The organism is Polluticoccus soli (assembly GCF_029269745.1).
Lineage (GTDB): Bacteria > Bacteroidota > Bacteroidia > Chitinophagales > Chitinophagaceae > Polluticoccus > Polluticoccus soli.
In genome coordinates this window covers 1,071,615-1,085,661 of record NZ_JARJHT010000002.1, presented here as the reverse complement: position 1 = coordinate 1,085,661, position 14,047 = coordinate 1,071,615, and the positions used below count along the sequence as shown (strand labels likewise).

Here is a 14,047-nt window from a genome sequence, read left to right as displayed (position 1 = left end):
AACCATAATTTATAGAATTAAAGAATGACCGGAATTCTATTAATTCCTGAATTCTATAAATTCGGGTTCTGACATTAATATAGTTGCGCAGAAACCACAACTTACACGTAGAAAATCATCGATCGATATGAATTACTGGCTCGTAAAATCAGAACCTTTTAAATATAGCTGGGAGCAATTCCAGAAAGACAAGAAGACCCATTGGGATGGTGTGCGCAACTATGCTGCACGCAACAACCTGAAGGCAATGCAAAAAGGCGATCAGGTGTTTTTCTATCATAGCAACGAAGGGCTGGCTATAGTAGGTATTGCTGAAGTAGTGAAGACTGCTTACCAGGATCCTACAACAGAAGACCCGAACTGGGTTGTGGTAGACCTGAAACCAGTAAAGGCCCTGCCTACACCAGTAACGTTGGAACAGATAAAAGCGGAACCATCACTGGCCACTATGGACCTGGTGCGCTTGTCGCGCCTATCAGTAGGTGCAGTAAAGCCTGATGAGTATAAGAAGATAATGAAGATGGCAGGGCTGTAGGCTAGTACACCTCTTCCAGCTTTTCCATTTTTGCTTTACGTTTTGCAGCAGATGCCTCAGCCATCTGCTTTCTTTTTGCCCGTATCCAATCCACGCGCATTTGTTTGGTGGTTTGGCGGCTGCCATCGTGGCTCCAACCCGGTACGTAAAACAGGTATTTCAATTTGTCCTTCCAGCCTATGTCCTGTTTCAGGTCGGCGCCTATAGCTTTCCATTCGTGGAAGATGCTGTGAACGGGGTGGTGAGGATTTTCGATGGGCGAAGTGATGCCGTAGCGCGGGGGCTCTTCAGCCATTTCTTCGGCAAAGGTGCCGAACATCCGGTCCCAAATAATGAGCACCATGCCCATGTTCTTATCAAGATAGGGCACGTTGCTGGCGTGGTGTACGCGGTGGTGAGATGGTGTTACGAAAATGTATTCTATCCAACGCGGCAGCTTCTTAATGGCCTGTGTATGAACCATGATGCCGTACACCTGCGTGATAGCATACATGAACAGGATATCCACCGGGCGGAAGCCTATCAGGGCCAACGGTATAAAGTACAAGAAACGGTAGAACGGCATGAACACCGAAGAGCGGAAACCGGTTGTCAGATTGTATTCTTCAGACGAGTGGTGGGTAACATGCACAGCCCAGAATACGCGTACAGAATGATCAACATAGTGCTCCAGCCAGAACATGATGTCTTCGCAAAGGAACAGTAGTCCCCAATATACAACCGGGTGCCATTCGATATGGAGTTGGTATTGTGAAAAGAACATCAGCACTGCAAGGGCTACACCACGCAATAAAATGTCAATACCGGCGCTGGCGGCATTCATGTAAATGTTTACCAGTGTTTCTTTCCAGCTGTAAAATTTCCACTCGTGGAAATGACTCAAAAAGATCTCGAGCGGGATAAGGACAGCGTATATAGGGATGGAAAACAGCAACAAAATCTGTTGATGCAGTTGATCCATAGTTAGTTATGTGTGTTTAGGCGAAAAATCAAAAAAGCCCCCAAAATTAGGGGGCTTTTTCGAAATTATATCGTCATGATCTCTTTTTCTTTGTCTTTGCAGTGCTGGTCCACCAATACAATGTGCTTATCAGTGATACCTTGTATATGAGCTTCTGTGTCTTTGGCTATGTCCTCGCTCAGGCCATTTTTCTGTTCTTTTTTCACAGCTTCGATGGCGTCGCGGCGTATGTTGCGGACAGATACCTTGGCGTGCTCACCTTCGCCATTCACACGTTTTACCAGTTCTTTACGGCGCTCTTCTGTCAGCGGCGGCAGGAACAGACGTATCATGATACCGTCGTTTTGCGGGTTCAGGCCTATGTTGGAGGCGATGATGGCCTTTTCGATTGGGCCCATCATTTGCTTTTCCCATGGCTGAATGGCCAGGGTACGGGCGTCAGGAACGGTGATGTTAGCAACCTGGTTCAAGGGGGTAGGGTTGCCATAATATTCAACAAAGATCCCGTCTATAATCATCGGGTTTGCCTTGCCGGCGCGGATCTTGCTCAGTTCAGTTTCAAGATGGCTAATGGCCTTTTTCATAAGCTGGGATGCTTCGTTTACGATCCCATCCAGGACTTCGCTCATATAAGTAGTCGTTTTAGCGGTAGCAAAAGTAAAAAATGTTCTTTAACATATTTTATAGAATAGGCTGGTTATACAGATATTGGCAGGAATTATACTTTAACGTTCGGCATTTGGATAGCCTTTAGCGGTATGGTAACTTTGCATTAAAGCGACTAATAATCAATGGATACAACGATACAAAGCCCGGTAGCACTAACAGAAGGCGCAATTGCCGAAGTAAAAAAACTGATGGCTGACCCCGGATTTGATGCGACCCAGTTTCTACGCGTAGGCGTAAAGGGTGGCGGCTGCTCAGGACTGAGCTATGTACTTGGTTTTGATGCTAAAGAAGAAGACGATGAGATATATGATATAGAAGGTATACCTGTGGTAATGAAAAAGGCACATGGGATTTACTTGCACGGCATGCAGGTTGATTTTCAGGATGGCCTGAATGCGCGCGGATTCGTATTCAAGAATCCGAACGCCAGCAGTACCTGCGGTTGCGGCACCTCGTTTGCCGTTTAATGATTATCTTACAAGGATGAAGAGAGCCAGGACAATATTGATGGGTGCGATGTGCATGCTGAGCATCGGCGCGGTTAAAGGTCAGGAGAATCCACAGAGGTCGGGCCAGGCATATAACCAGACCGATGACCGTGGCAAGCGCCAGGGTCTCTGGGTGGTATCACAAGGGGAACGCATGGGAGAACCTGGTTACACCGAATTTGGCAATTACGACCACGGTATCAAAATTGGCCCCTGGTATAAACTTGGCGGTGAGGGCGAGCTTCAGGCAATGGAGACATTTAAGAATGACGTGAGGGATGGCGAAGCTAAATACTTCGAAAGTGGCCGTATGGTAGCTGTCGGACAGTACCGCGGCCTCAATCCCAAACGTGAACGCGATACATTTTTGGTGGAAGACCCTATAACCGGCGCGCAAAGTTTACGCTCTGTGGCTACCGAAAAAGGGAGTGTACGCCACGGCACGTGGAAGTTTTACGATCCTGCCACGGGTCGGTTAATTCGTGAAGAAGAATGGCAGGTCGATGAACTGGTCTTTCAGAAAGCATTCCCGATGTCGAAAGACGACAGCCTGTATTTCCAAAAGCGCGAAGCAGGCATGCCGCACAATACCAAGAAGAACTATTATAAGCCGCCTTCTAATAAGCGAACTAGTTATAGCAATTAATTAAAGCCACCGCCCGGTGGCTTTTTTGTTTCCAATTTTTCCGAAACTGAGATTTGTTGGCAAACAGTTTATGTCAATTTCTTTCTTTAATTAACTGCTTTTTGTATTTTGTTTTCCTGAATGTATAAAGTGACTGACTTTGTGCATTCATCTGCTATCGAACCATCGTCCCGGAAAACACTTCTAAACATCAATCTAAAAACGATATCGTATGTCAAAGAAAGTCATTGTTATAGGCGGTGGAGTAGCAGGCATGAGCGCTGCGCATGAATTGGTAGAACGTGGATTTAAGGTTGAAGTGTACGAGCGAAACAAAATCTATTGCGGCGGTAAGGCACGTAGCGTAGATGTGCCGGGCTCTAATCAACAGTATACGGACAAATTTCTTCCCGGTGAACACGGCTTCCGTTTCTTTCCCGGATTTTACAAACATATTACTGATACGATGTCGCGTATCCCTTTTGGTAGTGGTAGCGTACATGATAATCTGGTGCAGGTAGACCGAGTAGAGATAGCACGGTTTGATCAAACGCCGATTGTCACGGTGGTGAGCTTTCCTAATTCAAAAGATGATCTGAGAGCCATCTTGGCGTCCATGCATTCCGATACTGGTTTGACATCGGCAGAGATCGATCTGTTCAGCTCTAAGGTCTGGCAGATACTGACCTCGTGTTATGAGCGTCGTATCAACGATTATGAGGGTATTGGCTGGTGGCAGTTTATGGATGCCGATAACCAGAGCAAGAATTATCAAACGCTGTTGGTAGAAGGGTTGACCCGTACGTTGGTGGCAGCCAATGCCAAATATGCCAGCACAAAAACCGGCGGCGATATCTTCCTGCAATTGCTGCTGAACATGGCTAATCCACGCATACAGGCCGACAGGGTATTAAACGGTCCTACCAATGAAGTGTGGCTGAATCCCTGGATACAATATTTGAAAAGCTGCGGTGTTGACTACCGTTATGGCGCAAGCTGTACGAAACTCGATTTTGAGAATGGGCAGATAACAGGTGCCTGGATAAGCTTTGACGGTGGTGAACCTCAGAAAATAACAGGTGATTATTATGTACTCGCTGTACCTGTAGAAGTAGCTGCACCATTGATCAACGATGACATGATAGCCTATGACATGAGTTTGCAAGGCATACGTGATCTTGCACCATCGGTAGCCTGGATGAACGGTATGCAATTCTACCTGAATCAAAATGTAGAAATAGTGCATGGACACTGTATCTATGTTGACACGCCCTGGGCGCTTACGTCTATTTCGCAAATACAATTCTGGAAAGACTATGATCTGGACAAAAGGGGTAATGGCCAGGTGAAAGGAATTCTTTCTGTTGACATGTCGGATTGGGAAGTGCCAGGACTGAATGGCAAAGTAGCAACGGATTGTACTCTGGATGAAATAAAGAAGGACGTTTGGGAACAGCTGAAGAAAAGCCTGAACATAAACGGCAAAACTGTTCTCAGCGATGAGATGCTGGTGGACTGCTATATAGATTCAGATATCCATCCATCTGAAGCCAAAGACAAACCTTACGCGCTGACCAACACAGAGCCGTTGTTGGTGAACAGGGTGAACACATGGGGCTTGCGACCTGAAGCATATACGCGCATACAAAACTTCTTCCTGGCCAGCGACTATGTACGCACCTTTACCGACCTGGCTACCATGGAAGGCGCCAACGAGGCGGCCCGTCGCGCTGTGAATGCCATCCTCGATATTTCGGGTGTTGATGCTGAGGACTGTGATATCTGGAACCTGCACGAACCACATTTCGTAGTGCGTGCGCGTCATCATGATAAAGGGCGTTACGACAGGGGCTTACCCTATAAAGACCTGAAACGCCCGCTGTTGTCCACTGCGGGTAAAATACTCGGCTGGCCGATAGAAGAACTGAAAAAGATAGCAGGGAGAGGCGTTCCCGAAGACCAGGGAGAATAGCTTTATTTCAAATAGCGCGAAAAGGCGTGCAGTGACACCATCAAAAGAATTATCACAAGCCGCTGTTCAATAAACGGACAAGCTAATAGCAAAGAATTTAGAAGCCACCTTCTGGTCTTTTATTTACGATGACGATTATAGTATGGTTATTTTATTTATATCAATTTCTTTCTCTAATTATTTATTTTTTGTATTTTGTCTACCCTGAATATGTAATGGCCTAGTATTGTATGCTTATTGATTTATCACTCTGAGCCATGTCTCTATTTGTAATATTTTAAAATATCACTATATGAATAAAAAGGTAATTGTCATTGGCGGGGGGGTAGCAGGAATGAGCGCTGCGCACGAACTAATTGAACGTGGTTTTGAGGTTGAGGTGTACGAAAAAAACCGTACTTATTGCGGCGGCAAGGCTCGTAGTGTCGACGTACCGCATACCAATAAGAAATATAAAGACAAGTTTCTTCCCGGCGAACATGGGTTCCGGTTTTTTCCGGGCTTCTACAAACACATTACGGATACCATGATGCGCATACCGTTTGGTGATGGTACTGTGCATGACAACCTGGTACAGGTGGAACGTGTGAAGATTGCCCGCTTTGATAAATTGGCGATCGAAACGGTATTGAAGATGCCTGTGACACAAGAAGACTGGAACGAGTTTTTTGCAACTTCGCACTTTGGCACCGACCTTACTCCCGATGAGATCAAGCTTTTTACGTCCAAAATATGGCAACTGCTTAACTCCTGCTACGAACGTCGCGTAAACGATTACGAGCGTGTAAGCTGGTGGCAGTTCATGGAGGCTGACAGCCATAGCGAAAATTACCGGGCGCTGCTTGTAAACGGACTGACCCGTACACTTGTAGCAGCCAATGCAAAATTCGCCAGTACCAAAACCGGAGGTGACATCTTCCTGCAACTATTGTTGAACATGTTCGACAAGAAAATACAGGCAGACAGGGTATTGAATGGCCCTACCAACGATGTGTGGCTGACACCGTGGTTAAATCACCTTAAAGAAAATGGTGTTGATTACCGGCCCGGAGCGAGCTGTACTAAGCTCGAATTTGAGAATGGAAAGATAACGGGCGCGTGGATAAGCTTTGATGGCGGCACACCCGAAAAAGTAACAGGCGATTATTACATCCTGGCAGTACCGGTTGAAGTAGCAGCACCACTGATGACCGACGATATGGTGGAGTATGACATGACGCTGGACGGCATACGCAAACTGGCAGACTCTGTAGCATGGATGAATGGGATACAGTTTTACCTCAACGAGGATGTAGGAGTAGGGAAGGGACACTGCATTTATGCAGATACTCCCTGGGCACTCACGTCTATTTCGCAGATGCAATTCTGGGGAGATTATGATATTGAAAAAAGAGGCAACGGCAAGGTGAAAGGCATTCTTTCAGTTGATATATCGAACTGGGATGAGCCGGGACTGCCGCCGACAAACAAAATCGCTTCCAAGTGCGAGAGCCTGGAGGAGATCAAGGAAGAGGTATGGGCACAGCTGAAAAAAAGCCTCAACGTGTGCGGCACGGAAGTGCTGCGCGATGACATGGTAGAGTATTGGCACATAGACGCCGATATTCATCCGTCGCGGGCTAAAGACCATCCAGAGCTTTTGAGGAATGAAGAGCCATTGCTGGTGAACAGGGTGCATACCTGGGCCCTGCGCCCCGAAGCCTACACCCGGATAGAGAACCTATTCCTGGCAAGCGACTATGTGCGAACATTTACCGACCTGGCAACTATGGAAGGCGCCAATGAAGCAGCTCGCCGCGCCGTTAATTGTATCATCGAAGTATCGGGTGAAGAAGCGGATGAGTGTGCTATTTGGAACCTGCATGAGCCGGATCTACTGGAAAATGCCCGCGATCATGATAAGAAGCGATACGACAAAGGACTCCCGTACAAAGATATGAAACGTCCGCTGCTTACTCTTGTAGGGCAGGTTATTGGCTGGACTATTGCAGAGCTGAAGAAGATCTCTGGTAAGGATACCGTAACTAAACCGACAGAAGACTAATCATAGATATATCACATGCCATTTACTGACACAACTCGCCACATACTTCCTACCGACCACATACAAAACCTGGTCGATTACATCCGCACGCCGCATCCGTGGGTTGATACAACCTACTATGAACTGCCGGTGGTCATTATATTCTTTTGTGCCGCGATGTTTTGGGTATGGGCCTATATCGACACCATCCGCGGTATCATAAAAAAGAAGACTATAGGTGTTCCTGTAGTGGCCATCTGCCTCAACTTTGGCTACGAGGTCACTGCCGCTTTTTTCTTTCTGCCAGATATGGGCAAGGCCGTAGTGTTCGGCTACGTAGGATGGTTGGTGCTGGATCTCTACATTGTCATACATGCCTTCAGGTATGGTGATAAGCAAATACGTAATCCGTACATAAAAAAGAACTTCAAAACGCTGTTCCTGGTGGGATTGGTTATGGCGTTCACCGCCGAGTACCTTTTTATGACGAACTACGATATACCTATCGCAGTATTCGATGCCTACATCATTAACCTGATTATGTCGGTATCGTTTATCTACCTGGTATTTGTACCCGGGTTTGAGGGTAACTCGCTTGTTACAGCATGGACGAAATTCCTGGGTACAGGGTTGACCAGTGTGGCATTCCTGCTGCATTATCACATCCCTTTCCTTACAACGTTGTACGTTGGCTGTGCAGTTTTCGATATTTACTATATATATTTATTGTACCAAAAACGAAAAGGAGCGCTCGCTTATGCGATCAGGTGATTGGTTTAGCACGTTTGTGCCTCACGAGGCAAAAACCGACGAATGGGAGTACCGAAAACAGAGGATATTTGTTTCGGTTTGTTTCATCAGTGCGTTGTATGCCCTGGCATATATACCGCAGGTAGTGTGGCTGGATTATTATGCGGCACTTTCTGTGATCATTGCCTTTGCCGCCGTAAATATCGCACTACCATTTCTGCTGAAGCGCGGTGTGCAACTGCCACTATTGGTTAACTGTTATATTGCCGCAATGGCCCTGGCCGAGACCCGCATTATGTATGTGAGTGGTGGGGTGTTCCATACTGCGACAGATCCGCAAATATTGGCGGTTTGCTGCCTGATGGCCCTCTTCTTCCTGGGGCGTAAACCGGCCGTGTTCTGGTTTTTTGTGGGGGTGAGCATTATCGTTACTTATGGCGTGCTGCAGGGACAGGGATATGAATTTGTTCCGCAATTCAATCCTAAATACTGGCTGTTTCAGACAGTAGTAGCTACGGCCGGTCACCTGGTTATTATCTTCATGGTGGTGAACATGTATGATAGCGAGAAGAATAAGGCGCTGAGTATACTGAAGGAAAAGAATAAGATCATTGAAGAGGAGAAACACCGTTCTGAAGAGCTGCTGCTGAATATATTGCCGGCCGAGGTGATGGAAGAGTTGAAGGAAACCGGCAAGACCACAGCACGCAACTATGACCTCGTTACCGTGCTGTTTGCCGACATCAAGGATTTTACATCAATTGTGGAAGATCTCTCGCCTGAAGAGCTGGTATCAGGCATCGATGAGTACTTTGAAACCTTTGACGGGATAGTAGGAAAATACGGCGTGGAGAAAATAAAAACAGTGGGTGATGCTTACATATGTGTGTCAGGTTTGCCGGTAGCTAATTCTAATAACCCCGTGACGATCGTGAACGTTGGCCTGGAAATGGCGGCCGCGGTTAATGAGCTGTCTGAGAAAAGGAAAAACCTGGGACGAGTGGCTTTTGAGGTGCGCATCGGTATACACTCTGGTCCGGTAGTTGCAGGTGTGGTTGGTGTCAAAAAGTTTGCTTATGACATATGGGGGGATACCGTAAACATGGCTGCTCGCATGCAACAACACGGTGAACCAGGCATGGTCAATATTTCCCATACTACACACAGTCTTATTAGACACAGGTTCAATTGCATATCCCGCGGCCCGATGATGGCCAAACACAAGGGTATGGTTGAAATGTATTTTGTATCAGGAAAAAAAGAGTCGGCCATGGCCGGCAGTTTGTCTTAACGAAAAGCCCTCTCATGCAATTCAACGAAGTCAAAACTTTCATACTGGATAAACTTACGCAGGAACTACCTGCACATCTCACTTACCATAGTGTGGGGCATATACGGGACGTTTATGATTCAGCCGGCTATCTTGCAAAGGAAGAGGGGGTGAGGGGTGAAGACCTGCAACTTCTGCTTACAGCAGCGTTATTTCACGATTCCGGTTTCCTGATCAGCCAGAAAGAGCACGAGAAGCTGTCGTGTGAAGTGTGCAAGCAATACCTTCCCGGCTTTGGCTATACACGTGAGCAGATAGAGAAGATCTGTGGTATGGTCATAGCCACCCGGATACCACAGCAACCCCAAAACCTGCTGGAGCAGATAATCTGTGACGCTGATCTTGATTACCTGGGACGTGATGATTTCTTTCCGATAGGCGATCAATTATTTTCCGAACTAAAAACCTTTAAGGTCATAAATACAGAACACGAATGGAACAGGCTGCAAGTCGATTTTTTGGAGAAACATCACTACTTCACCGCTACAGCCCTCCAGCTGCGGAAGCACAAGAAGGAAGAAAATCTCATGCTGGTGCGGGAGAAGGTAAAAAGCGCGGCAGTCTGAACCCACTCAATAAGCTACCGGCAACCCTTCACGATGTAGTATATATCCTGGCTGGTGTCATTATTGCCGGATTTGCATTGAAAAGTTTCCTTGTCCCTAACCAGTTTCTCGATGGTGGTGTTACCGGTATTTCGCTGCTGGTGCATGAGATCTACCACCTGAATATCGGCTATATAATCATACTGGCAAATATTCCGTTCATTATCATGGGCGCTGTGCAGGTGAATAAGAAGTTTGCGCTAAAGACCCTGGCCAGTGTTGTAGCGTTAGCAGCTTGCCTGTTGTTTATTCCATATCCGGTAGTTACCGCTGACAAGTTGCTGGTATCCATGTTTGGAGGTTTCTTCCTGGGGCTTGGTATAGGCCTGGGTATGCGTGGCGGCTGCGCGATAGATGGCATGGAAGTGCTGGCATTATATACGCTTAGGCGCAGCAGTTTTACCATTAGCGAGATCATTCTGGGCATGAACGCTATTATCTTTTTAATAGCGGCATTACACTTCCATTTAGAGACAGCACTGTACGCAATGCTTACCTACTATGTAGCTACGCGTACTATCGACTACGTTATTGAAGGTCTCGAAGAGTACACCGGAGTTACTATTATTTCAGGCAAGAGCGACGAGATAAAAGAAACGCTTGTTAAGAAACTGGGTCGCGGTATCACCGTCTACAAAGGTGAGCGTGGTTTTATGAAAGACAGTTTTGAGGTAAGCGAAGATTGTGACATTGTATTCAGTGTCATCACCCGCCTCGAAGTGCGCAGGCTGCGTACTGTGGTACACGAAATCGACCCCAAAGCTTTTGTATTTACCAATACAATTAAAGAAGCCGCCGGTGGAGTGCTGAAGCGCAAAGCAGGAGAACACTAACCCAATTATAATAAAGCAAAAAGGCAGCTTTTGGGCTGCCTTTTTGCTTATAGTATCTTAAATAAGACGGTGACCCCAACCGTTGTCTCCTCCGGCTCGAGGAAATATAAGTCCATGCTGATACTGGTGGAGCGTGAAAGGCTATATTTGCCATAGAACCCCCAGCCGTCACGGCCGACGGTAGGGTGCGTGAACTCATCGTGTAGCAGGTACCTGACACCTATTGAACTACGATAAAGAGGTAGGATAGTATTTTGCTTGGTAAATATCGATCCCCATTCAAAGTTGATAAATGTGAGGTCGTAAGCATTTATTTTATTCCCGACCCTATCGAAAAGACCCAGCATTGACATTGAGGCACCGAAAAACATGTAGTTTCTGTCGCGCATCAGCCATTTATAATTAAGCCCAACACCTAGATTGGGCGCCAGGTCGTTCCTGAATAAACTCGCGCCTATGTTGAAGTCTGCATCAATCCCATTGAACATGCCGCCTGCACCTTCTGTGGTCATTACTTTTTTGGCTTTTGGGTTATAGGGGTCGTACACAGCATCAAGGCCGTTATACCATGCGTTGGGGAACATCCATTTGTCTTCTTTCTTTTGCACCAGGTTATCAAAAGCCGTTTCTACACTGTCTACAAGTTGCTCGTTGAAAAGAGTGTTGATCTGGTCGAGATCTTTAAGGATGAAAGTGTACTGAACCTGTACGAGCGAAGGGTAGTGCTTATGTGGGATCTTTGCAAAAGTCTTCAACACCCTGATCGTGTCCATCCCGATCTTCAGAGGCATATTACTGCCTTTATCCATCACCACTACGTTGCTTTCGGTGATATGTTCTGTTGTCCTTACAGTAAGCGGTTCATAGCTGATGGGGATATTGATGTCGATCCGTTTTGATGTACCGGGTCTCTTAAATGAATCCGCAACATTTGCTGCTACTTCCCTTGCGGTAGAAACCACCTGTTTCAGAAAACCTTTGTCAGGCCAGTAACCCAGTTTTTTAAATTCTATGGTCAGGTAGTTGTTGTCAGGCAAGTTGGCTCGGAAGTAATAGCTGGCATCCAGCGTGTCCAGGTCAAACAGCGTTTTGTTGATGTCTTTTTCGCTGGTTACCGGTGTGCGGGATATCTCATCGTCTTGCGCCTGTGCCGTTTGTACGCATACACACAGCCCTGCGATGAGCATCGCTAATTTCAGTTTCATAAGTTGTCGATTATAAGTTTAGTTAGCTCTGAAGAGTGACGAAGGTTTGCGATCGTTGTCAGTATTTGAATATTGTCGTCCGGGTATTAAGTTCACTATACGCTGTGACAAACCTTGCAACTCTTTGCGGTTTTGTATCACCGCCTGCCTGTTCTCGTTGTCTATGTCCAGCAGGTGTATGGCTTTAGGACGTTTTATTACAGGCTTCACCGTTGCTACTGTTTGTTCTACATTGTCTGTTACCTCCGGTTGTACGGGATCTGGCTGGGTATTGGCAATATGCTCTTCAACAGGCAGCGGTTGTGAATCCGGTTGTACCATTTTTTGCACCGGGGCTGTTTTATGTGTGGTGGCTTTTTTTGCAGCAACCACGGTTATTGGTTCCGGTATCGGTTCAACTTTGGTTTGTGTTGCGGCAGTATGAGTATCAACAGCTGCAGGCATGGTCGCCACGGGCACTGTTTTCGCAACCTGCTCATTAACGTTTGGTTTGTTCATCTGTATTCTCACCATCAGCGCGACGATAATAATGGCCACTAATGCCGCTGCATACCGCCATGCAAAGGTTTTATTCTGCGTCTTCTTCAGTCGTGGAGACAGCTCTTTCCAACTGGCCTCGCGGTCGAAGCCAGGGAGGATGCTGTCAAGGTCGGTGCCATCCAGTTCTTCTTTCAGTCTTTTATAATCATTGCTCATACCGCGACTGTTTATACGTTCTCTAATATTTTCTTTTGCAGCAGCTTCTTTGCTTTATGCAGTTGTGTTTTCGAGGTGCTTTCGCTAATTCCCAGCAACAGGCTTATTTCTTTATGGTTCTTTTCTTCAAACACATGCAGGTTGAACACCGTTCTGTATCCATCCGGCAGGGTGTGTATCAGCCTGATGATCTCTTTGGCACTCAGCCGCCCAATCGTGTCGTCGCCGCCTGCTGTTTCATCGTTTACTGTATCCGCATCTGCAAAAACCATTTTCCTTTTCCTTAGGTACATTAAGCACTGGTTCACCATTATCTTCCTCATCCAGGCCTTCAGACTGCCGTCGCCTATGTATTGAAAACTGCCGATATTCTTGAACACATTATAGAAACCATCCAGCATCACCTCCTTTGCATCCTCCCTATTTGGTACATACCTGTAGCAAATTATCATCATAGCGTCCACGTGCAGGTCGTACAGCCTTTTCTGGGCCATCGGGTCCTGTTTACAGCAAGCTTCTGTCAGTTGTAGCTCGTTTACTGTGTCGTTCACGCTAAGTGTTTTTTGTCGCACTTACACTATTATAAATGCATATTCAACGCAAAGGGTTGCCTGCGTTGCCGGAAAAATAAAAATATTTATTGCCTTAATGTAATAATGCTGGCTTCTCAAAGTATTAGAATTGCCGGTTTGACATTGAAAAATTTCTTCAGCTCCTGGAAAAACCGTTCTCAAAAAAGCTTCGTAGATGTTCTTATCAACCGATTTAAACAAACCAAAAACAAAACATCTTATGAAACAGATCTTCTTGATCCCGGTGATGGCCATTGCGTTTATGGCTTCGGCAACAGCGCAAAAAACTGTAATGGTGGGTGGTGCGCCTATGTATCCTACTAAGAACATTGTGGAGAACGCCGTGAACTCTAAAGACCATACAACACTGGTAGCAGCAGTAAAAACTGCGGGACTAGTAGAAACACTCCAGGGCGAGGGGCCATTTACTGTATTTGCCCCGACCAATAAAGCATTCGATATGCTGCCCAAAGGGGCAGTAGACAACCTGCTGAAGCCTGAGAACAAGAGCCAGCTGACAACCGTGCTGACCTATCATGTAGTGCCTGGCAACCTGGATGCGGCTACTTTGATGGAATGGGTAAAAAAAGGCAATGGTACGGCTACGCTGAAAACAGTACAGGGAGAAGAACTTTGGGTGATGCAGAAAGGCAAAAAGCTTTGGGTAAAAGACGCTAAAGGCGCAATAGCACAAGTGACTATCAGCGATGTACGCCAGAGCAACGGCGTAATACATGTGGTTGATCATGTGCTAATGCCTTAAGACTGACAGGCAAAATCAAA

The 14,047-nt window shown here is 46.4% G+C and carries 15 protein-coding genes; 10 read left to right on the top strand and 5 right to left on the bottom strand.

Features of this window, described 5'->3' with window-relative positions:
- The first annotated feature begins 127 nt into the window (after nt 1–127).
- A complete protein-coding gene (locus P2W83_RS15635; RefSeq protein WP_276134698.1) occupies nt 128–535 on the top strand; it encodes an EVE domain-containing protein in 408 nt (135 codons plus the stop codon).
- Nucleotide 536: 1 nt separating this feature from the next.
- Here the strand turns inward: P2W83_RS15635 and P2W83_RS15630 are convergent, their stop codons facing one another.
- Nucleotides 537–1,496, bottom strand: a complete 960-nt coding sequence (locus P2W83_RS15630) for a sterol desaturase family protein (RefSeq protein WP_276134697.1) — start codon at nt 1,494–1,496, stop codon at nt 537–539.
- 65 nt (nt 1,497–1,561) lie between these two features.
- Entirely contained in the window at nt 1,562–2,125 is a 564-nt protein-coding gene (gene frr / locus P2W83_RS15625) for a ribosome recycling factor (RefSeq protein ID WP_276134696.1), read from the bottom strand.
- A gap of 162 nt (nt 2,126–2,287) precedes the next feature.
- Here frr and P2W83_RS15620 point away from each other — a divergent pair, with 162 nt between their 5' ends.
- The 8 genes from P2W83_RS15620 to P2W83_RS15585 all read left to right on the top strand — a co-directional run bounded on the left by P2W83_RS15620 (nt 2,288) and on the right by P2W83_RS15585 (nt 10,791).
- On the top strand, nt 2,288–2,632 hold the full coding sequence (locus tag P2W83_RS15620; protein WP_276134695.1) for a HesB/IscA family protein: 345 nt from the start codon (nt 2,288–2,290) through the stop codon (nt 2,630–2,632).
- 16 nt (nt 2,633–2,648) lie between these two features.
- The gene (locus tag P2W83_RS15615) at nt 2,649–3,299 is read left to right on the top strand and encodes a toxin-antitoxin system YwqK family antitoxin (protein ID WP_276134694.1); all 651 of its coding nucleotides are present in this window, start codon (nt 2,649–2,651) and stop codon (nt 3,297–3,299) included.
- 211 nt (nt 3,300–3,510) lie between these two features.
- Entirely contained in the window at nt 3,511–5,250 is a 1,740-nt protein-coding gene (locus P2W83_RS15610; protein WP_276134693.1) for a hydroxysqualene dehydroxylase, read from the top strand.
- Between the two features lie 292 nt (nt 5,251–5,542).
- A complete protein-coding gene (locus P2W83_RS15605; RefSeq protein WP_276134692.1) occupies nt 5,543–7,294 on the top strand; it encodes a hydroxysqualene dehydroxylase in 1,752 nt (583 codons plus the stop codon).
- A gap of 15 nt (nt 7,295–7,309) precedes the next feature.
- Entirely contained in the window at nt 7,310–8,044 is a 735-nt protein-coding gene (locus P2W83_RS15600) for a transmembrane-type terpene cyclase (protein WP_276134691.1), read from the top strand.
- Nucleotides 8,031–9,314, top strand: a complete 1,284-nt coding sequence (locus P2W83_RS15595) for an adenylate/guanylate cyclase domain-containing protein (RefSeq protein ID WP_276134690.1) — start codon at nt 8,031–8,033, stop codon at nt 9,312–9,314. The genes P2W83_RS15600 and P2W83_RS15595 overlap by 14 nt, the downstream gene beginning before the upstream one ends.
- A gap of 14 nt (nt 9,315–9,328) precedes the next feature.
- Entirely contained in the window at nt 9,329–9,919 is a 591-nt protein-coding gene (locus P2W83_RS15590) for an HD domain-containing protein (RefSeq protein WP_276134689.1), read from the top strand.
- Nucleotides 9,916–10,791 carry a YitT family protein gene (locus P2W83_RS15585; protein ID WP_276134817.1) on the top strand — a complete coding sequence of 292 codons (876 nt, stop codon included), beginning with the start codon at nt 9,916–9,918 and terminating at the stop codon, nt 10,789–10,791. The genes P2W83_RS15590 and P2W83_RS15585 overlap by 4 nt, the downstream gene beginning before the upstream one ends.
- Nucleotides 10,792–10,838: 47 nt before the next feature.
- Here P2W83_RS15585 and P2W83_RS15580 read toward each other — a convergent pair whose 3' ends face one another.
- The 3 genes from P2W83_RS15580 to P2W83_RS15570 are packed head-to-tail and all read right to left on the bottom strand — an operon-like array spanning nt 10,839 to nt 13,243.
- Entirely contained in the window at nt 10,839–11,996 is a 1,158-nt protein-coding gene (locus P2W83_RS15580) for a hypothetical protein (RefSeq protein WP_276134688.1), read from the bottom strand.
- 18 nt (nt 11,997–12,014) lie between these two features.
- Complete coding sequence (locus P2W83_RS15575; RefSeq protein WP_276134687.1) at nt 12,015–12,692, bottom strand: hypothetical protein; 678 nt, start codon at nt 12,690–12,692, stop codon at nt 12,015–12,017.
- Between the two features lie 11 nt (nt 12,693–12,703).
- A complete protein-coding gene (locus tag P2W83_RS15570; protein WP_276134686.1) occupies nt 12,704–13,243 on the bottom strand; it encodes an RNA polymerase sigma factor in 540 nt (179 codons plus the stop codon).
- Nucleotides 13,244–13,484: 241 nt separating this feature from the next.
- Between P2W83_RS15570 and P2W83_RS15565 the strand changes: the two genes are divergently transcribed.
- A complete protein-coding gene (locus P2W83_RS15565; RefSeq protein WP_276134685.1) occupies nt 13,485–14,027 on the top strand; it encodes a fasciclin domain-containing protein in 543 nt (180 codons plus the stop codon).
- Nucleotides 14,028–14,047 lie beyond the last annotated feature (20 nt).